Annotated in this window: 14 protein-coding genes and 1 rRNA gene; 6 read left to right on the top strand and 9 right to left on the bottom strand. The window is 66.9% G+C overall.

The features are described 5' to 3' along the window. Both ACSC1S_RS18245 and ACSC1S_RS18240 read right to left on the bottom strand, forming a co-directional pair. A 16S ribosomal RNA gene (locus tag ACSC1S_RS18245) occupies positions 1-309 on the bottom strand; the annotation flags it as partial. Between the two features lie 771 nt (positions 310-1,080). Then, positions 1,081-1,386: a non-histone chromosomal MC1 family protein gene (locus ACSC1S_RS18240; RefSeq protein ID WP_435320210.1), complete on the bottom strand. Its 306-nt coding sequence runs from the start codon at positions 1,384-1,386 to the stop codon at positions 1,081-1,083. A gap of 244 nt (positions 1,387-1,630) precedes the next feature. On the opposite strand from ACSC1S_RS18240, the gene ACSC1S_RS18235 reads away from it, so the two are divergent. The 3 genes from ACSC1S_RS18235 to ACSC1S_RS18225 all read left to right on the top strand — a co-directional run bounded on the left by ACSC1S_RS18235 (position 1,631) and on the right by ACSC1S_RS18225 (position 6,003). Further along, on the top strand, positions 1,631-1,828 hold the full coding sequence (locus tag ACSC1S_RS18235; protein ID WP_121816299.1) for a hypothetical protein: 198 nt from the start codon (positions 1,631-1,633) through the stop codon (positions 1,826-1,828). Positions 1,829-1,894: 66 nt separating this feature from the next. After that, entirely contained in the window at positions 1,895-2,950 is a 1,056-nt protein-coding gene (locus ACSC1S_RS18230) for a quinone-dependent dihydroorotate dehydrogenase (protein ID WP_435365524.1), read from the top strand. 182 nt (positions 2,951-3,132) lie between these two features. Further along, complete coding sequence (locus ACSC1S_RS18225; RefSeq protein ID WP_435365523.1) at positions 3,133-6,003, top strand: PGF-CTERM sorting domain-containing protein; 2,871 nt, start codon at positions 3,133-3,135, stop codon at positions 6,001-6,003. A 284-nt stretch (positions 6,004-6,287) separates the two neighbouring features. Here the strand turns inward: ACSC1S_RS18225 and pheT are convergent, their stop codons facing one another. From pheT to ACSC1S_RS18205, 4 genes are all read right to left on the bottom strand, one after another. Further along, positions 6,288-8,048, bottom strand: a complete 1,761-nt coding sequence (pheT, locus tag ACSC1S_RS18220; protein ID WP_435365522.1) for a phenylalanine--tRNA ligase subunit beta — start codon at positions 8,046-8,048, stop codon at positions 6,288-6,290. Further along, entirely contained in the window at positions 8,048-9,550 is a 1,503-nt protein-coding gene (gene pheS / locus ACSC1S_RS18215; protein WP_435365521.1) for a phenylalanine--tRNA ligase subunit alpha, read from the bottom strand. The genes pheT and pheS overlap by 1 nt, the downstream gene beginning before the upstream one ends. Positions 9,551-9,778: 228 nt before the next feature. After that, the gene (locus tag ACSC1S_RS18210) at positions 9,779-10,402 is read right to left on the bottom strand and encodes a hypothetical protein (RefSeq protein ID WP_435365520.1); all 624 of its coding nucleotides are present in this window, start codon (positions 10,400-10,402) and stop codon (positions 9,779-9,781) included. 123 nt (positions 10,403-10,525) lie between these two features. Then, entirely contained in the window at positions 10,526-11,122 is a 597-nt protein-coding gene (locus ACSC1S_RS18205; protein ID WP_435365519.1) for a hypothetical protein, read from the bottom strand. 165 nt (positions 11,123-11,287) lie between these two features. On the opposite strand from ACSC1S_RS18205, the gene ACSC1S_RS18200 reads away from it, so the two are divergent. Next, positions 11,288-11,941 (top strand): class I SAM-dependent methyltransferase, encoded by a 654-nt coding sequence (locus ACSC1S_RS18200; protein WP_435365518.1) that lies wholly within the window; start codon positions 11,288-11,290, stop codon positions 11,939-11,941. 69 nt (positions 11,942-12,010) lie between these two features. Beyond that, positions 12,011-12,721: a class I SAM-dependent methyltransferase gene (locus ACSC1S_RS18195; RefSeq protein WP_435365517.1), complete on the top strand. Its 711-nt coding sequence runs from the start codon at positions 12,011-12,013 to the stop codon at positions 12,719-12,721. Positions 12,722-12,732: 11 nt separating this feature from the next. Here the strand turns inward: ACSC1S_RS18195 and ACSC1S_RS18190 are convergent, their stop codons facing one another. From ACSC1S_RS18190 to endA, 3 genes are all read right to left on the bottom strand, one after another. Next, positions 12,733-14,349 (bottom strand): hypothetical protein, encoded by a 1,617-nt coding sequence (locus ACSC1S_RS18190; RefSeq protein WP_435365516.1) that lies wholly within the window; start codon positions 14,347-14,349, stop codon positions 12,733-12,735. A 137-nt stretch (positions 14,350-14,486) separates the two neighbouring features. Next, positions 14,487-16,064, bottom strand: a complete 1,578-nt coding sequence (locus ACSC1S_RS18185) for a tryptophan--tRNA ligase (protein ID WP_435365515.1) — start codon at positions 16,062-16,064, stop codon at positions 14,487-14,489. A 485-nt stretch (positions 16,065-16,549) separates the two neighbouring features. After that, entirely contained in the window at positions 16,550-17,581 is a 1,032-nt protein-coding gene (gene endA, locus ACSC1S_RS18180; RefSeq protein ID WP_435365514.1) for a tRNA-intron lyase, read from the bottom strand. 147 nt (positions 17,582-17,728) lie between these two features. Here endA and ACSC1S_RS18175 point away from each other — a divergent pair, with 147 nt between their 5' ends. Further along, on the top strand, positions 17,729-18,775 hold the full coding sequence (locus ACSC1S_RS18175) for a response regulator (protein ID WP_435365513.1): 1,047 nt from the start codon (positions 17,729-17,731) through the stop codon (positions 18,773-18,775). The last annotated feature ends 7 nt before the right edge of the window (positions 18,776-18,782 follow it).

Raw genomic sequence — 18,782 nt, 5'->3', positions numbered from 1 at the left:
TTGTCTCAGATTCCGTCTCCGGGCTCTTGCTCTCACAACCCGTACCGATTATTGGCACGGTGGGCCGTTACCCCACCGTCTACCTAATCGGCCGCAGCCACATCCTATAGCGCCGGAGCATTTGTACCTCAATCCATTCCAGGAATAGAGGAGTATCCAGCATTAGCCTCAGTTTCCCGAGGTTATTCTGGTCTATAGGGTAGTTTGGCCACGTGTTACTGAGCTATCTGCTACGAATATGAATTCGTGCAACTAGCATGGCTAAATCGGACTCCAATAGCAATGACCTCCGGCAGGATCAACCGGAATGCTCCCGAGCTGATGCTCGGGGGGCTTGGCGGGTACACCATGTGAATGGTGTATCCATTGCATTGCGTGGTCCATGTTCGGTGAACCGACCGGCGTGGCCGATCAGGCGTCACCGAACTACCAAGGCTAACATCAGATTCCATCGTATACGGCGGACCGCAGGGGTGGAATCCTCATTTCCTTTCGGACCTGAACGTACTCCGAGACAGGTATTAAACCCATCGAAGTTCGCGTGCTTCCGCCGGGGCGACCCCGGCAGACATGGTCCGAGATTGGGACACGAGTTCAACGCGTCCCGAATCGCGTATGTGCTTTCTGCGTTCTTATCCCAGCGCGCTCGTACGTATAAGGGCATCGAATCGAGTCCGACGCCGAGGGTTCCTCGACGGGACCAGCGTGTCGATGCCGACGGCGCTGGAAACGTGCCTGCCTCCGTGCCGGGTCACGGCCGGAGGGGGTGGCGCTGAGCGCCACGTCGTTCACATCCTGAGAGAGTAGGGTGAGACATTTAACCTCGTCGAACTGCGCGCGGTGTGAGAACCTGTTGACGTGAGACAGCGGTCACACAGAGGCAACCACGGTCACGACAGTGCAGCCGCTCCGAGGTCGTTGGTCAGAACGATGTGACGCGGGTGGAGGCCGACCGGTCATCCCTCGCTGGTCGCGTCAGGTCTGGTCGGGTGTGAACCGCGTACGACTGAGTGCGGTGTCCTCCTAAAAACGGTTGTTGATTCGCGTGTACTCGCGCGAGTCGCGCTCGAGTACCGAACCTCACTCTTCGAGGTGTTCGATACCCTTCTTGGAGACGTTCGCCTCGGTGATCTCGCTCGGCATCCAGTCCGGTTTGTCGTCCGGCGCGGTCTCGCGCCAGGCCCATCCCTCGTAGATGTGGACCTTGTCGGTGCCTTTCTCGCGGAGTCGGAGCTCGATGCGGTCAGCATCGCCCTCACTCGGTGCCGGTTCGAGTCGCCGCGCAGCCTTCAGCGCTGCCTGTCGTGGCGTGTTGCCCGAGAAGACACTTGATTCGCCGTTCTGTTCACGCAGCGCGAAGTTTCGCTTACCATCTTCACGTACCATGATTTTTCCCTCCATGTCAACGCAACACACGACCCGTGATAAAGATATCCCCCGAAAACGGGTGACGGCGACGATGTGTTTATATACGGGCCCCAAAACCGGGGTCGGTCCCGTCTCCTGATTCCCGGTTTTGGGCCGAATTCCACGCGTGGAATATTCTGTGCGCGTGACGTGTCGCCGCGTGTTCAGCCGTAGAAAACACTTATGTATGTCCTGTGGCGAACACACGAGATAGACTACCGCGATGGTACGGAAAAAGAAGTTGAGCCCGAGTGGTGCCAAAGACGAGAACGGGGAATACCACAACGTGCACATCAACCTCCACGAAGACGAGCTTGCGGTCGCCGGCATGGAGATCGGAGACGAGGTCTTCGTACGCGTGCGGGAGGACAAGATCATCATCCAGAAAGCAGACAAGGACGAGGTCGAACACGAGTTCTAAGCAACGTACCATCGGTCGCCGGGGCTTCGGGACGCTTTTACGGGTCGGTATCCCCCTGATGCGTAGATGACTCTCTACGACGTCGCCAGGCCGTTGTTCTTCGCGCTGCCCGCAGAGACAGCGCACAACACGGTCCACGGACTGTTGTCGGCGGTACAGGACACACCAGTAGAGACAGCACTCGCGAGCCGATATCGGGTCGACGACGACCGGCTCCACGTCGACGTGTTCGACCAGACGTTCCCCGCACCGGTCGGCGTCGCCGCCGGCTTCGACAAGAACGCCGAGGTCCCGCGGGCGGTCGCCGCGCTCGGATTCGGCCACATCGAGGTGGGTGGCGTTACCGCCGAAGCACAGCCGGGCAACCCGCGCCCGCGCATGTTCCGGCTCCGCGAGGACCGCGCCATCGTCAACCGCATGGGGCTGAACAACCAGGGTGCCGACCGCGTCGGCCGCCGCCTCCGAAAGCTGAACCGCCCGGACATCCCCGTGGGCGTCAACATCGCCCTCTCGGAGTCCACACCCGCCGAGGAGGCCCCCGAAGACTACCGCTACACCTACGAACAGGTCGCCGAGGGCGGCGACTTCTTCGTCGTCAACGTCTCCTGCCCGAACTCCGAGGGGATGCGGGACCTCCAGAACCGCGACGAGATGGAGGCCATCCTCGCTGCAGTCAAGGACGCGGGTGCCTCCCCCCTGCTCGTCAAGCTCTCGCCCGACCTCCCCGAGCCGGCCATCGAGGACGCCCTCGACATCGTGACCGACCTCGACCTCGACGGTGTCGTCGCGACCAACACGACCACGGAACGCCCGGATTCCCTTCAGAGTCCCAATGCAGCCCAGACCGGCGGGCTCTCGGGTGCGCCCATCGAGGACCGCGCCACCGAGATGATCCGCTTCGTCGCCGAGCGCGTCGACGTCCCGGTCATCGGCGTCGGTGGCGTCTCGGACGCTCAGGGTGCCTACGACAAGATTCGCGCCGGGGCCTCGCTCGTCCAGCTCTACACCGGCCTCGTGTACGAGGGTCCCTCCCTCGCGCGCGACATCAACCGCGGCCTGCTCGACCTGCTCGAACGTGACGGGTTCGACTCCGTCGAGGCCGCGGTCGGGGCGGACCTGTAGACGGCTACGTAGAGCGCCAGCGTCCCGGAGCATTCGATTTCTCGTTCGTCTTCCAGGGACCGGCCGAATTCCAGCGGAGAGACACAACAAGTTACAAATATGTTGGGTGAAAAATTTTCGAGAATGCGCCCTGCTCGCTGGCTGTCACGGTCTGGCTGCCCAGCGGTGGGACGTCCCCGACGATGACACTGAGCCCTCTCCGCGCGAGTCAGCTACTCGCACTGGTACTTGCCGTATCGCTCGTCGCGACCGCCGCCATCCCCGCCGTCACCGCGACCACCAGCCCGCCCATCGAGGACGGTGGTCGCTACTGGGCCGGGCAGGTCCTCGAGACCGACGCCTTCGACGCCAACGCGTCGGTCGAACTGGAGCGGAAGGGTAGTTCTGGCTGGCAGTTCGTCTCGGAGGCGTACCCCAACGAGACCGGACACGTGACCGTCCAGACGGCCGACCTCGAGACCGACGACTACCGCCTGACCGACGGGAACGGGACGGTCCTCGAGTTCGCCGTCTCACAACAGACCTTCTCCATCGGCTCGAACGTGACGACCGTCGAGACCAGCGGAAACAACACCAGTGCCGGGCTGGCCCTCGATAGCAACCGTGTCGGCTACGACGTACAGGTCACGGCCGACAACCTGACACCGGCCGAGCTCGCGGGCGTCCTCGACGCCGGGACACTGGAAGACGACCCCACGGACGACGACACCGAGCCCGACTACGTCGTGCTCCGGAATGCGAGCACATCGACGAGGGTCACGGCGAACTTCAGCGGCGTCGCGACCGGTCCCTACACGTTCTCGTTCGTGGTCGCTGATACGGGCGAATCCGACGACCTCGACCTCTCTGTCACCGACTCCAGCGGGGACGACGGCGACGAAAACACCACCGTCGACGCCGGCCGCCTCTGGCGCGGCCAGTCCCTCGAGACCGACGCCTTCGCTGCCAACACGACCGTCGACCTCCAGCGATGGAACGGCACGGACTGGGTGACCGAAGCCCAGGTCACCGCCGACGGCACCGGGAACCTGACCATCGATACCCTCGACCGCACGACGGGCGAGCACCGGCTGGTCGACGGCAACGGGACCGAGGTCGGCTTCACCGTCACCGAGCAGACGCTGAGCGTCCAGGCAGAGCACACCGTCGTCGAGACGACCGGAAACGAGACAACGACCACCCTGCACGTGGAGAGCAACCGCGCCGGCTTCGCCCTCCACATCACGGCCGATACCCTCTCTCCCACCGACCTCGCGGGCGTCCTCGACGCCGGGAGCCTCGAAGACGACCCCGCCGACGCGGACACCGACCCCGACTACGTCGCCGTCGCGAACGCGAGCACGGACACCGACATCGTGGCCAACTTCACCGGCGTCAGCCCGGGGAACTACACGCTCTCGGTCACCAGCGCGGACACGCCGGCGACCGACTCGCTCGAACTCACCGCCACCGATGGGAACGTGACGAACGTCTCGGATGGCCCCCACGAGGTCGGCGATACGCTCGTGACAGACGCCTTCGCCGCTAACACCACCGTCGAACTCCAGCAACAGGACGGCGACACCTGGGCCTTCGTGGCCGAACTCGCCGTCGGCGACGACGGTTCCCTCACGGTCGAGACGGTCGACCTCGAACCGGGTACCTTCCGCCTCGTGGCTGACGACAACACCGAACTGACGTTCGACCTCCTCGCCGGTGAGGGCGACGACGGCGGCTCCGGCGATGACGGTAGCTCCGGCGATGACGGCGGCTCCGGCGATGACGGTAGCTCCGGCGATGACGGCGGCTCCGGCGACGACGGCGGCTCTGGCGATGACGGCTCCGGCGATGACGGTAGCTCCGGAGACGATGGTGGCTCTGGTGACGACGGCGGCACCGGCGACGACGGTAGCTCCGGCGACGACGGCAGCTCGGACCAGAACGATGGCTCGACCAGTGAGACCGTCTCCCTCTCCGATGGTCCCCACGAGGTCGGCCAGACCCTCGAGACCGACGCCTACGCCGCGACCGAGACCGTCGAACTCCAGCAACAGGACGGCGACACCTGGGCCTTCGTCGCCCAGCTCACCGCCGACAGCGCCGGCACCCTCCTCGTCGAGACGGGCAGCCTCGCGCCCGGAACCTTCCGCGTCGTGGACGGTGACGGGGTCCAGCGACAGTTCGAACTCGTCGACGGCGAGGCGGACACGGACGACCCCTCGACGACCGACGCCGGCCGAGTCTGGCGTGGGCAGGTCCTCGAGACCGACGCCTTCGACGCCAACGCGACTGCCGAACTCCAGCAACAGGACGGCGACACCTGGGCCTTCGTCGCCCAGCTCGCAACCGGCGACGACGGGTCCCTCACGGTCGAGACGGTCGACCTCGACCCGGGTGCCTACCGGCTCGTCAGCGAGCAGAACACCACGGTCACGTTCACCGTCACCGAGCAGGCACTCGCCGCCACCGCAGACCAGACCACCGTCGAGAACGCCGGCGACGACGGAACCACGACGGCCACGCTCGACGTGTCGAGCAACCGGGACGGCTACACCCTCCACGTCACGTCCGCGTCCCTCTCGCCGACCGACCTCGTCGCCGTCCTCGGCGCTGGGGAACCCGTCGATTCGCCGGGTGACGACGATTCCGACCCGGACTACGCCCGCATCACGGTCGACGGGACCGATACCACGGTGACCGCCGACGCCGCCGGGGTCCCGCCCGGAACGTACACCCTGTGGTTCGAGAGCGCCGACACCACCGCGACCGCATCCGTCGACCTGACCGTCGAGCGCGGGTCGGACCAGTCGGACTCCGAGCAACAGGAACAGACGACCACCGCGCAGGGAGCCGCCGCCGAAGGGACTGAGGAAAGCCCCGACGAGAAGACAGCCGGAACGGCCACTGCCCAACCGACGGACTCGACGACCACTGCCGAAGAAACGGAGACCATGGTGGTGACCAACGGCACCTCGGGAACAGAGATTTCGACCGACGGCTCGCCCGGGTTCGGTGCACTGCTGGCACTGCTCGCGCTTGCAGGAACCGCCCTGCTCGGTCACCGCCGCACCTGAGAATCACGGCGACTCCACGGTTCGACGCCACTATTCGACGCCACTATTTTGCCGGGCGTCGCACTCGTCTCCCGCGACCGCTGCGCTGAAAAGAGAACCGAAGCGCTACTGCAGCGCGTCCAGATCGAACTCGAACGCGGTCACCGGAACCTCCAGGTCGTGCTACCACCACCTTTTGTCTCCTTCCTCGTTCTGCTCGCGGCGTCGCCGCTCGCAGGCGCGGCGCGATGCGCCGCGCACCACTCGTCACTCACAAAAGCTGGACCAAAAAGTGAATAGACGGGTTACTGCAGCGCGTCCAGATCGAACTCGAACGCTGTCACCGGAACCTCCAGGTCGTGCTCCACGAGCACGGCCGGGTGGACCTCACCGACCACACCGGCGACCTCACCGTCGATGCGGACCTCGGCGGTTCGGCCGTCGATGAACGACGGGTGGGTCGTCGGCGGCGTCGTCACCTCGACCTCGAAGTTGCGCGCGAGCGCCTGCAGGCGGGCCTTCGCGTCCTCGTAGGAGGCGTCGTGGCGGGCGAGCGCACCGGCGACCGTTCGGCGCTCTGCGACGTAGGTGTCCTCGGACTCGTCGTAGTGGGCGGCGAAGCCGACCTCCGCGATGTCCTGCGGGTACGACCGGTGGGTGTTGTTCTCCAGCACCATCATGAGCGACGGGAGCGCCCACGAGCGGACCATGGTGTAGTCCTCGCTGTAGGGCTCCGTGATGGTCACGGGCTGGCCAGCGCCCAGGCAGTCGTCCTCGTCGGGGTCGAGTCGCATGCGCTCGTAGTTCTCGCCCTCGTTGATCATGTGGAAGTTGAGCATGTCCTCGAAGCCGAGCCCGACGAGCTGGTCGCGGACCGCGTCCTCGAGGCCCGTTCGCTCGTGGCGGCCGCCGACGGTCCCGACCTCGGGGTACGTCGGTTCGAGCTCGTTGAAGCCGTAGGCACGGCCCACGTCGTCCACGATGTCGAGCGGGTGGAGCACGTCCACGCGGTACGGCGGCACGTCCACCTCGTAGACGAGTTCGCCCTGATCGTCCTCCTGGATGGCGTCGAGTCCCGCGCGTTCGAGCAGGTCCACGACCTCCGCCGGGTCGAGGTTGATGCCGAGCAGCGACTCGATGCGGCTGTGGCGGACCGTCTTGTCGCTCGTCTCGAAGTTCGGGCGGACGAGGTCGACGTCGGGTGCGACCAGTTCCACCTTCTCCCCGGCGTAGACGTCCTTGTCGGGGTAGTCGACGGTGACCGCCTCGATGGTCGCACCGCGGGCGTCGAGCGCGTAGCAGATGATGTTGCACATCTTGTCGATGGTCCACTGGTCGGTGCCCGTCAGCTCGACGAACAGGTCCCGCGAGTCGGTGCTGACCTCGGTCCGGCGGCCGTTGATGACCGGCGGGAACGAGAACAGCCCGATGTCGTCGTAGATGGCCGGGTAGCGCTCGTAGTCGGCGATGACGTCGGCGTACTTCTCGCCGGTCGGGTGGTCGGTCAGGACCTCCGCGGGCGTCATCTCCACGTCGGCGTCGAGCGGGACGAACACGTCCTCGTCGGGTTCGACGCCGACGTACTGGATGCTGTTGCCGCCGTCGTCACCGGTGGAAGCTCCTTTCAGCATCGTCAGGTCGTGGATGCCGATGGCACCCTTGACGCGCTTTCGGCCCATCGTCGCGTGCAGCTTCTCCTGCAGCTGGATGAGCGAATCCAGTGCCGACTCGCTGAGGTTCACGCCGCGAATCACGGCCCCAGTGACGTACGGGCGGTCGTCGGGCACGGACTCGTCGACCTCGATGGTCCAGTCCGGGTCGTTCGTCTTCGGGACGTACACGCCGCGGTCGTCGCCGTACTGGTAGCGAAGCGAGCGCGCGACGCCCTCGACGGAGAGACGGTCGAGGCGGTCCGGGGCGAACTCCAGCTGGAACTCGCCGTCTTCGGTCTCGCCCTCGAACTCGAGGCCGAGGCCGAACATGTCCTCCTTCAGCTCTTCGTCCGATTTCTCGTCGTGGCCGGTCAGGCTCCTGAGTTCGTCGGGGTCGACGTCTACGACTGGCATTAGCGAATCACCTCCGCGTTCCGCAGGAAGTCCAGGTCACACAGCGTCCCGTGGACGTCCCGGATGTCTTCGAAGCCGTGCGTCAGCATCAGCAGGCGTTCGAGGGCGAGCCCCCACGCCATCACGTCGCACTCCACGCCGAGCGGGCGGAGCACCTCCTCGCGGAAGATGCCCGAATTCCCGATCTCGACGAGTTCCCCGGTCCGGGGATGCTCGCCGAACAGCTCGAAGCTCGGCTCCGTGTACGGGTTGTAGTGCGGCTTGAACTGCAGGTCGGTGATGCCGAACTGCTCGTAGAACTCGGTGAAGGTGCCCATGAGGTCACGCACCGAGAGGTCCTCGGCCATCACCCAGCCCTCGATCTGGAAGAACTCCAGCAGGTGGGTCGCGTCGAGCGTGTCGTTCCGGTACACCTTCTCGACCGAGAAGTACCGCTGGGGCGGTTCGAGGTCGCCGACCGCCTCGCCGGAGAGGTAGCGCATCGACAGCGAGGTGGTGTGTCCGCGGAGGTCGACCCCGCGTGCCACGTCCTCGGTCCACGGCGAGTGGTAGCCGTCGCCGTCGGGCCCGACGCCGTTCTTGTGGGCGTCCTCGACCCGGTCGACGAGGTCCTCGGGGAGGTCCTGCATCGGCGGGACGTCCAGCGCGAACTGATCCCAGTGCGTTCTGGCAGGGTGGTCCTGGGGCATGAACAGGCAGTCGTTGATCCAGAACTCCGCGTCGGCGTGCGGGCCCTCCATCTCCTGGAAGCCCATCCCGACGAGCACGTCCTTGACCCTATCCGCGGTCTGGCGGAGGATGTGCTTCTTCCCGCCGTAGAGCGTCTCGGCGTCGGCCTGGACGTTGTATTCGGCGAACTCGACGTCCTGCCACTCGCCGCTGGTGAGCAGTTCGGGGGTGAGCTGGCCGACGGACTCGGCCACCTCGACGCCCTCCATCATGGCGGTGACGCCCTCGTCGGTGAGCGTGACGAGTCGGTCGGTCTGCTCGACGCGCTCGACGAGACCGCGGCGTTCGAGCTGGTCGAGGACTCCCGAATCGGTCACGGACTCGCCGGCCTGCAGGGCCGCCAGCGCCCGGGCCTCCTCGTCGGCCTCGGGGTCGGCGTCCGCGTTCGCGGAGAGTTCGCCGCTGTCTATCTCGCCGTAGCCCTTCCGGGCGTAGTTGGCGAGCGCGATGTCGACGAGGTCGCCGAGGCCGGACGCCCCGATGACCTGCCCCATCGAGACGGGCTCGTCGGTCGCGCCGACCTCGACGGCCGCCTCGTACAGGCGGACCTCGGGCAGGCCCTCGTCGATGTAGCGCTCGCCCTCGTCGGTGAGTTCGACGTGTTCTGTGGTTCGCTCCTCGATGGTGAGGAGGCCCTGTGCTTCCAGGTCGAAGGCCGCGCCCGCGACCGACTCGGGCTTCTCGCCCAGCTCGTCGGCCAGCGCCACGACCGACTTCGGGTCGGTCGCGCTCGCGGTTTCGAGGACCGCGGCCTGTGTCGCTGCTAGTTGCATCTCTTGTGTCTGCTTCCTCGGGTCAGTCAGTTAGCTATTCCGAAGCGCACGATTTCGTCCGCCGGCCGCCCCGGCCGAGTCCGCCGTGCCTACACCGCGAAGAAAAAGCCGAACCCTGGGCTGTCGCAGTGCTGGCGTGCGATACCACGATGGCTGGATTCGGCTGCCATACCCCAGATGTTCGCGTGACCGAAGAAAAGCCTTCGGGAGCCGTGAGCAGACGTGTCGTCAGTCCCAGTCGAAGCCGGTCTCGTCGATGGCACCCTCGCCGCTGTCGTCCTCGGCGCTGTCGCCACCGCCGGTCTCGCCCCCGAACGTCTCGTCCTCGTCGCCGGCCAGCATCGCCTCGGCGAGGGAGTCCTCCTCGGCCGGCATGTCGATGTCGAGCGAGGCCGCGACAGTCCCGTCCCCGAGCGCCAGGTCGTCGAGGTCGAGGTCGTCGAGGTCGACCGTCTCCGACTCGGCGGCGAGCGATTTGAACTCCTCGTGGGCGCTCGTCGCGGGGGTCGCAGTGGGTGCGGCCTGCTCGTCCGTGAAGTCGAACCCGTCGTACGCGAGCCAGCGGCCGAGACGGTCGGGTGCCTCGTCGCGGTCGAGTTCGGTCTCGACGGCGGCGAACGCCCCGTCGAGGTCGGTGACCGGCGGTTCGTGGTCGAGCTGGCGCTCCTCGGCCGTGGTCGACCCGTCGGCATCGAGAAGCGAATCGAAGACGGCGTCGGGGTCGTCGACCTCGCTGTCGCCGGTGTCGTTGTCCTCGATGACCTCCTCGACCGTCTCGACGTCGAACGCGTCGACGACGTCCGACAGTTCGCCCGTCGACCCGGTGTTCGGCTCGGACTCCCGGGTTGGCATGGCTACGGTTTCAGCCTACTGGTAGTTAATTCCTCGCACGACTCCTTTCAATTTCGAGATGTTTTCGTGGGGGCGACCGCGAGAGGAACGTGCCCAGAAGGAGACCCGGGCGAATCGCGTGTCCTAGTCGTCTGACTCGGGGAGGCCCTCGGCGAGCGGTGGCACGGGCATCGGTTCGCCGAGGGTCAACTCGGAGAGGTCGAGCTCGTCGACGTCCACGTCGTCGGTGTCCATCTCTTCGGCGAGCGCCTTGAACTCGTCGTGGGCGGTGTCGTAGTCCTCGTCGCCGGATCGACCCGCGACCAGTGCCGAGCCGAACGCCTCGTTGGGGACCCGGACCAGCGTCGCGCTGACTCGCTCTCCCATCCCGGTCGTCCCGGCCGTCTCCATTGTCCCGGCTGTCTCCATCGTCCCCATCATCTCCGTCGTCTCGACCCCAGGCTCGGTGTCGGCCTCGAAGTCGGCGAACGCGCCGTCGAGCCCGGCGAGTTCGTCGGCACCTGTGCCCGCGGCGTCGTGGTCCAGCTCCTCGTCCTCCCCGGTCGAGACCGGTTCGTCCAGGTCTCCGAGTATCGTCTCGACCACGGCGACCGCGTCGTCGCTCGACCCCGTGTCGTTCGCCTCGACGACCTCGTCCGCCGTGTCGACGTCGAACGCGTCGAGCACGTCGGACAGCCCCTCGGCCTCCGCCTCGTTCGTGTCAGACTCCCCAACAACCATTATTGCTAACTGTTTCTAAATACATTTAATTCTTTCTGTGGTCGTTATATTTTCCGAGGCGGATAGCCAACAGTGTCGAAAGACCCGGAGTTGGACCCGACTGCCAGGCTATCGCGCCCTGCTCTGACCGCAACGCTATTGCGCCCCGCTCTGTCATGGCTACCCATGCCCTTCGACTGGGAAGCGGACTTCTACGCCGCCACGGACTGGGACCGCGGGGCCTACGTCGGCGGCGAGGACATGCCGGGACATCTCGAGACGTTCATCGAGCGCGTCGACGTCCCCGACACGGTCGCCGACGTGGGCTGTGGCCCGGCCCTCGTCGACTTCGAGCTCGCCCCACGCTACCCCCAGACCGAGTTCTACGGCTACGACCTGGCCCCGTCGGTGGTCGAGGCGAACCGCGAGCACGCCGCCGAGGCGGGCCTGTCGAACGTCCACTTCGCCGTCGACTCGCTCCCCGACCTCGCCATCGACCGCGAGTTCGACCTGGTCTACTGCATGGCGACCCTCTACTTCGTCGACGACGTCGAACGCGCCCTCGCCGAACTCTACGACCGCGTGGCCCCGGGCGGCCACCTCGTCTTCAACTACCCGAATCGCCACACCCGGACGTGGGTCCGCGAGGAGGCACCCGCGCACAAGCGCGAGGCGTTCGAGCGCGTCGCCCGCGGCGAGAACCTGCTCAGCTACGACGCCATCGAGGCCGTCATCGGTCGCCGCCCACGGAGCTACTGGACGGCCGTCGGTGCTCGCGACGAGACCTACGCGACCCGGCGCAGCCCCGCGGTATTCGTCCGGAAACCGGCACCCGCGTAATCTCCTTCCCTGGCGTGACTCCCGCACTCCCGGTGTCCCGTTATCACTGATCGTCGCATTCAGAGTAGTATGTCCGAGAACGCCATCACCGACGCGACGTGGGCCGACCCGGGAGCAGCCACACACTGGGAAGACTTCTACTCGACCGGCGACTACGACCGCGTCGCCTACATCGGGCGCGAGGCGATGCCCGGCCTGCTGGCCCGCTTCATCGACCGTCACTGGCCGCCGAGCCCGGAGCGCTCCATCGGTGGCCCGGCCTCGGTCGCCTCGGTCGGCTGTGGGGCCGCCGTCGACCTGTTCGAACTCGCGGTCCGGTACCCCGACACCGAGTTCTACGGCTACGACGTCTCCGAGTCCGTCATCGAGGACAACCGCCGCATCGCCGACGAACTCGACTTCCACAACATCCACTTCGCCGTCGACGCCCTCCCCGAGCTCGGGACCGGCCGGACCTTCGACCTGGTGTACTGCATGGCCACGCTCTACTTCGTCGACGACGCCGAGACGGCCGTCCGGGCCATGTACGACCACGTGCGGCCGGGCGGACAGCTCGTCTTCAACTACCCCAACCGCTACACCCACACCCGGTTCGACCGCGAGTTCACGGGCGCACGCCGGGAGCTGTTCCGGCACGTGGTCGAGGGCGACAACCTGCTGTCGTACCGGCACATCGAGGACCTGCTCGGGACGCGCCCCCGCGACTACTGGGCGCTCGTCGGCGCGAGACACCACTCCTTCGTCGGCCGGGACACGCCCTGTGTCGCCGTCCCGAAGTGAGCGCCCACGAGTCAGTCGTCGTCCGGTGAGAGCCCGTCCGCGTTCACCCAGACGAACCCCTCGTCGGTCTCTATCTCGGCGGCAGGCGGCGCGTCGAGGTCGCACCCGTCGTCGTAGGTGATGCGAACCTCGTCCTGGTCGGCCGCGGGGAACGTCGGAACGAAGGTGTCGTCGTCGAGCAATCCCCGGACCGAGAGGTTACCACCCGCGTCGATGGCCGCCCCGTAGGCCGCGAGCCGGTCGTCTTCGGTCGGTCTCTCGACGCCCACGCCGAACGACTCGTTCTCGACCCGGTCCTTGCGCGCCCCGCGCTTGAAGTCCGCGAGGTCGTCGGCGTCGAACCCGTCGTACTCGGGGTCGGTCCGGCCCGCCGACCCGGTCGCCGCGCTCTCCTCGACCGAGTCGAACAGGTCGTCGAGCGGGTCGTCCGACGGGGAAGAGGACTGACGCGACACCGACGGGCCGCCCCCGAGGAGTTCCAGCCCGCCGTCGTCGGCCGACCCGTCACCAGATTCCGGGTCGACTTCGCTTTCGTCCGCTAGCTCGTCGGCTGTCTCATCGTCTCTCTCGTCGGCTAGCTCGTCCTCTCTCTCCACCGACGCCTCGCTCGTGACCGGCTCCAGCACCCAGTCGCCCGTGTCCTCCCAGAAGGAGTCGCGGCCGCCCCCGGCGTCCATGGCCACGTCTGGCGCTCCCGGTTCATCCTCGGGTGCCGGCTCCGGCTCGGCACCTCCCTCCGGCTCGGGGGCGGACTCGTCCGCTGGTTCCTGTGCGGTGTCCGACTCCACGAACTCGATGAACGGAGCGGCCGATTCCTGGCCCGACTCGTCGGCTGCCTCGGACGCCCCGCTCTCCTCGAGGACCGCGTCCACGTCGGCCTCCACCGACGAGACCACGTCGGCGGTGTCGGCCCGGTCGCGACCGAGCCGTGGCCCCTCGTCACCTGCCGTCACCCAGTCCGGCAGGGGCACGTCACCGCCCTTCTCGGGCAGGTACGCCGGGGGCTGGGGAGCCGAGAGGAGCGGCCGGTCGAACACGGTCACCCGGAGGCCGAACTGGTCGCGCAGCCGGGCGAGTTCGTCCGTCTCGACCAGCGCGAACCGCCAGCGGTCGGTCCCCTCCGAAAGCTGGACGAACTCGACGCCGAGCCCGTACAGCAGCCGGGTGTTCACCGCGTGGATGAGCGCCGGGTAGTTGTCGTCACCCAGCGGGGTGTCCGGGTACTCGAAGGCTGCCTCACGGGTGATGCCGTTCGCGTCCGTGAGCGAGATCGTCCACGGGAGGTCCGCGAACCCTTCCTCGTCGAGCCGGCGACCGTTGGCGTCCCGGAGCTCCGCCGCCCAGTCGAGGGCCTCGAACACCGCCGAGAGCTGGACCTGTGGCGCGTGCCGCCAGTGGCGTGCCGGCGCGTCGATACCGCGGTCCGACCGGACGATGGTCCGGCGGACGAACTCGGCGGGATGTTCGGAACCGTCGAGCGAGTCCGCGATGATGTCCTCCAGCGCCCGACCCGGGACGTCCTCCTGCTGGCGAACCGCGTCGGTCGAGACACCGAACCCACCCAGCACGTCCGCACAGACGACCACGTCACGGACGTCGTCGGAATCGCGACTCGACCGGAAATCCATCTACCTGCAGATGTATCACGAGCGGGTTAAATCTACCTCTGGAAGATGTGAAAGGAGCATCATGTGTCCAGTTCTGGACGTTCTGTTGGCACTTTCGAGCGCGGGTGAAAACAGATAGAAATCGAACAGGTCGTGTCTCAGGCGTGCTTGCGGTCCGAGTCCAGGTCGATGTCGAGGTCGTCCAGGTGCTCGGCGACCTCCTCGCGCTTCTCCTGGTGCTCCTCGAGGAACTCCTCCATGAGTTCGGCCGCCTGTTCCTTGCAGCCACCACAGAGGCGTTCGCCGCCGACACACTCCTCGTACACCTCGGTCGCGAACTCGTCGTCGTCGCCCGCGAGCAGGTAGGCGTACAGCTCGTACACCGGGCACTTGTCGGCCTCGCCGCCCTTCTCGCGCTGTTCTTCGGCCGTCTCGCGACCGCCAGTCGTCGCCGATTTGACCTTGTCGTAGCCGTCCTCGGGGTCGTCGAGCAGCGAGATGTGGCTCGCCGGGACCGACGAGGACATCTTCCCGCCAGTGAGACCGGTCATGAACCGGTGGTAGATCGAGGACGGAGCCATGAAGCCGTAGCCGCCGTGGTCGACCTCGACCTGTCTCGCCAGCTCCTCGGCCTCACCGCGTTCGAGGTCGAACGCGTCGATGTGGCCCTCGTAGACGCGCTTCTCGCCCTCGACCGCGTCGATGAGCGCCTCGAACGCCTCGTCGGTCGCCTGCCGGTCGAAGAAGCGAGTCCGCGGGCGAAGCGGCTCCTTCCCGGCCGAATCGAGCTTCTTGACCGCCGCATCGCGGGCGTCCGCCGGCTCGGGCGTGTGCTCGCGCAGCCACGCCGCGCCGTCCTCACACCGGACCGGCTCGCCCTCGGGTGCCTCGTCGGCGAGGGCCGCGTAGGCCGCCGCGATGAGTTCGCGCTCGTCGTCGTCCGCCTCGAAGCTCGCGTACGCCTTCGAGACCTTGAAGAAGCGCATCCGGGTCGCGAGGTCACGGGCCAGGCGCATGTGCGGGTCCTGGTCCGGCCCGACCGGAATCACGGTCGGCTTGGGCTCGTCGAGTTGCGGGTAGAGGATGTCCGCCATCTGGGTCACGACGGACTGCATGTGGCTCACGTCGGTCTCGCCGTCGAAGCCGTAGATGGCCTGCAGCTCGGAGTAGTTCGCCTCGATGCCCAGCTCGAACGCCAGGTCCTGCAGCGGGCGGTTGTCGGACTGCCGGTACAGTTCGCCCTCCTCCGGGTCGAACCCGAGCGCGAGCAGGCTCAGGATGTAGTCCCGCGAGTGCTCGTCGATCTCGTCCCACGTCAGCCCGCGGGCGCTGTGGGCCTCGAGGTCGGCGATGAGGCCGTATGCCTCGCCGCCCTGCTGCTGGTGCCAGATTATCTCGTCGAAGACGAGTTTATGACCGATGTGCGGGTCCCCCGTCGGCATGAATCCCGACAGGACGGCCCACGGCTCGCCCTCGCGCATCGCTTCCGCCACGGGGCGGTAGTCGCGGTGGCCGAAGATGACCCCGCGGCGCATCAGGTAGTGCGGGTTCGGGACTTCGGGCAGGACCTCGTCGAACTCCTCGATACCGAACTCCTCGAACAGCTTGCGGTAGTCGGAGACGGTCGAGGAGCCCCACGGGTCGAGTGCGACCTCGTCGGCTCCCTCGGCTGCCGTCTCGCCACCGTCCGGAACCAGCTCGTCGTCGGGTGTCGACGACTCGGAATCGCGCGTCATTTGACTACCCGAGAGTGGCGTCGGGCCGCGCAAAAAGCTTCGCTTCCCGTGTTCTGTGGTCTGGTCGGTTGTGGAGGTTGTGGTGGTCGTGGTGGTTGTGGTGGTTGTGGCTGGGACTGCTGTCGAGAGGACATGAGGCTGTGCTTCTGGCGTTCGTGTCGACGAGCAGGTCACTCGCGCCGATGGCAGTGGGGACCGCACCGCCCTGCACCGCCCCGCCCCGAACCACAGCCTCCCCAGCCGATTCCTTCCACGTCGCTCCACTGCGTTTCGCTCCGTTCCAGTCATCCCTCGCGCGCCACTGACTCGCGGCCTCGCTCACGGCTTCTTCTCGCGGGCTCTCGGCCCGCTCGAATGGTTCGCGGAACTTCGTTCCGCGCTATCGCCGTTCACATCGAGGCACTTCGTGCCTCGCACGCCACGCTCGCCAGCACGCGCCACAGTGACTGGTCACACTCCCTCAGAACAGAACCGGTTCCAGACGGTCAGGGCGTCAGTCTACCGACCCGCAGCCACGTCACGCCATTCCCGGGCCGGTCGACCAGCCCGAACACCATCTCCTTGCGCACCCCGTTCGCCAGTCGGACGTCCAGCGCCAGGTCCCGGGGTGCGAAGACGTGGCTGATGGGCAGCACGCGGACCAGCATCTCCGAGTGCCCGAAGTCGTCGACGGACTCGAACTCGGCGTAGGTCCGGAAGTCCGCGCCGAACTTGAAGCCGGTCTTGGGCACCACGTCGGCCTCGCGCAGGGCCGCATACACCCGCAGCCGGCGGTCGAAGCGCTCGCCCTCGACCTCCCGGCCGCGGGCACAGACCGTCTCAGGGTCCACGTCGACCGCCCCGCGGGTCGCGAGGTAAGCCGTTTCTACCAGCGAGAGCTGGAGGGCGTCGAGGTCGGAGTCCCGGCCGTCGAGTGGCGTGCCGTAGAAGCCCTGCTCGTACAGCTTCTCGGGTGGGTTCCAGCAGGTCGCGCGGTCCGCGAGCAGGTCGCAGTCGATGCCGGCGGGGAGCGCGATACCGGCCGAACCCTCGATGTCGGGGTGGTCGGTGTCGAGGTAGGTTATCTCGGACTCCTCGTCGACGACCGCGAGGACGCCATCGCCCAGCGCCACCGCGTCGACCATCTCGCGCTCGCCGACGACCCGGACGCGATACTCGACCTCGCCGTCGGTCGGGCCCTTCCCGCGGGGGTAGACCACGAAGTCCGCCGTCCCAGAATCGACCCCGTGGAGCCAGTCCGCCTTCGCCGGCGAGAGGTAGAAGCCGCGCTCGCGGAGGTCGGCGTAGACGAGGAACCGCGGCATGAAGCCGGGGTCGGTCGCGTCGCGGATGAACTCGCGAAAGGCCATCCCGTCGACCGAATCGAGGTCGCCCCGGTAGAGCAGGTGGGCCGCCTCGACCGGCGCGAGCGCCACGTCGTTCCCGCCGAGGGGGTAGCCATAGCCCCGCGAGTCGTAGTACCGCTGGCGAGCGTCCTGCCCCACGTGCACGACGCCGCCGTCGAGGTGTCCGTCCATGGCCGCGGATGCGCCCCGGGCGGGCAAAGGGATGACGGTCGCCGGTCGTCCGCACGGCCACCGGGGCCGGACCGGGCCACGACGCTCCCGCGTCCAGACTTATCTTGGCACGGAACGTACAGCAGCCGTGAGCAAGCACCATCCCCGATGACGGAGGACGAGACGGACTCCACGGCGGAGACGCGCCAGGCAGCCAGCGACCGGAGCGACCGCTACCGTGTCCTCCTGGTTGACGACGAGCCGGACCTCGTCGCCGTCGCGGCAGAGTACCTCGAACGGCTCGACGACCGCCTCACCGTCGAGTCGACGACCGACGCCCGGTCGGCGCTCGCACGCCTCGAGTCAGCGCAGTTCGACTGCGTCGTCTCCGACTACGAGATGCCCGTGATGGACGGTGTCGAGTTCCTCGAGGCCGTTCGCGAGACCGACGCGACCCTCCCGTTCATCCTCTTCACCGGGAAGGACTCCGAGACCGTCGCGAACAGGGCGCTCTCGGCCAACGTCACCGACTACCTCCGGAAACAACACAGCCCCGACCAGTTCGCGTTCCTGGCGAGGAAGATCGTCGGCTACGTCGAGCAGGACCGGGCCAGGGGAGACCGCCAGCGCTACATCGACGCCCTCGTCGAGTTCTACGAGATAACGAACGACACCGACCGGTCGTTCGAGGACCGGGTCAGGGCGGTGCTCGAACTCGGGACCGAATACCTCGGCGTCTCCTACGGGTTTCTCACCCGCATCGAGCGCCCGGACCCAGCCGACCCGACCAGGGGAACCCAGACCATCGTCCTCTCGGTCGGTGACCACGAGTTGCTCCAGGCGGGCGAGTCGAACCGTCTCAGCAACTCCTACTGCCGGCTGACCATCCAGCACGAGGACCTCTTCGGCATCCAGAACGCCATCGACGCCGGGATGCGCGACGACCCGGGGTACCAGACGTTCGAACTCGGCTGTTACATCGGCGGGACCACCAACGTCGAGGAGACCCTGTACGGGACCCTCTGTTTCGCGAGCCGTGACCCCCGGAACCTGGACTTCAGCGTCGAAGAACGGTCGTTCGTCTGGATCGCCAAGCAGTGGGTGAGCTACGAACTCGACCGCATGAACGACGAGCAGAACACCGCAGGGGCGACCGGCGTGGCCGCCGACGACGGCGAGGCCGCGGGCACCGACGCTGGCGACAGCGACGAGTGACCGCCGA

Source organism: Haloarchaeobius pelagicus, assembly GCF_051207375.1.
Classification (GTDB): Archaea; Halobacteriota; Halobacteria; order Halobacteriales; family Natrialbaceae; genus Haloarchaeobius.
Note: the sequence above shows the minus strand (reverse complement) of the source record. Positions and strands in the feature narration are given on the sequence as shown.

Coding starts and splice junctions, on each gene's coding strand:
- ACSC1S_RS18205 (WP_435365519.1), bottom strand. CDS start 11,122: ATGGTTGTTGGGGAGTCTGACACGAACGAGGCGGAGGCCGAGGGGCTG.
- ACSC1S_RS18190 (WP_435365516.1), bottom strand. CDS start 14,349: ATGGATTTCCGGTCGAGTCGCGATTCCGACGACGTCCGTGACGTGGTC.
- pheS (WP_435365521.1), bottom strand. CDS start 9,550: ATGCAACTAGCAGCGACACAGGCCGCGGTCCTCGAAACCGCGAGCGCG.
- ACSC1S_RS18235 (WP_121816299.1), top strand. CDS start 1,631: ATGGTACGGAAAAAGAAGTTGAGCCCGAGTGGTGCCAAAGACGAGAAC.
- ACSC1S_RS18240 (WP_435320210.1), bottom strand. CDS start 1,386: ATGGTACGTGAAGATGGTAAGCGAAACTTCGCGCTGCGTGAACAGAAC.
- ACSC1S_RS18175 (WP_435365513.1), top strand. CDS start 17,729: ATGACGGAGGACGAGACGGACTCCACGGCGGAGACGCGCCAGGCAGCC.
- pheT (WP_435365522.1), bottom strand. CDS start 8,048: ATGCCAGTCGTAGACGTCGACCCCGACGAACTCAGGAGCCTGACCGGC.
- endA (WP_435365514.1), bottom strand. CDS start 17,581: ATGGACGGACACCTCGACGGCGGCGTCGTGCACGTGGGGCAGGACGCT.
- ACSC1S_RS18200 (WP_435365518.1), top strand. CDS start 11,288: ATGCCCTTCGACTGGGAAGCGGACTTCTACGCCGCCACGGACTGGGAC.
- ACSC1S_RS18210 (WP_435365520.1), bottom strand. CDS start 10,402: ATGCCAACCCGGGAGTCCGAGCCGAACACCGGGTCGACGGGCGAACTG.
- ACSC1S_RS18185 (WP_435365515.1), bottom strand. CDS start 16,064: ATGACGCGCGATTCCGAGTCGTCGACACCCGACGACGAGCTGGTTCCG.
- ACSC1S_RS18195 (WP_435365517.1), top strand. CDS start 12,011: ATGTCCGAGAACGCCATCACCGACGCGACGTGGGCCGACCCGGGAGCA.
- ACSC1S_RS18225 (WP_435365523.1), top strand. CDS start 3,133: ATGACACTGAGCCCTCTCCGCGCGAGTCAGCTACTCGCACTGGTACTT.
- ACSC1S_RS18230 (WP_435365524.1), top strand. CDS start 1,895: ATGACTCTCTACGACGTCGCCAGGCCGTTGTTCTTCGCGCTGCCCGCA.